1 pseudogene is annotated in these 520 nt (G+C 44.2%); it reads left to right on the top strand.

Annotated elements, in window-relative coordinates:
• Window positions 1-19 precede the first annotated feature (19 nt).
• A pseudogene (locus tag A3738_RS28610) lies at window positions 20-520 on the top strand (PHP domain-containing protein); the annotation flags it as partial.

The raw sequence follows: 520 nt of genomic DNA, 5'->3' as shown, positions 1-520 counted from the left end.
CTCTTTAGATTGTCCTGTGATGACACAAGTGCAACGACATCAAACTGAGTTGAGAATTGCTCGAGCTCAAGAAATATCTGCTCGACTCGAGAAAAAAGGCCTACCGCCAACATTTGATAAAGCGAAAAGCTTGAGCCATGAGGGAATACCCGGAAGGCCTCATTTTGCCAAAGTGCTTATCGAAATTGGCGCCGTTGAGACAATGAATGAAGCATTTAAGCGTTACTTGGGTTCTGGTAAGGCAGGAGATGTGAAAAGTATTTGGCCGGATTTACAGACAGTGATGTCGTGGGTTAAAGAAGCTGGCGCAACAGGTGTTATCGCACATCCTCGTAAGTATGATTTTAGTTTAACTAGACTTCGTGAATTGATTGTTGAGTTTAGCGACTTGGGAGGGCAAGGAATGGAAGTTGTCGTATCTGGACAAAAACCAGGAGAGGTCGGAATGCTAGGCGATATGTGTCGTAGATTTGGTTTGTATGGTTCTGTTGGCAGTGATTTTCATTCGCCTGATTGGTCA

The organism is Oleiphilus sp. HI0066, assembly GCF_001635725.1.
The sequence above is the reverse complement of the archived record's forward strand: the minus strand, read 5'-3'. Positions and strand labels throughout refer to the sequence as shown.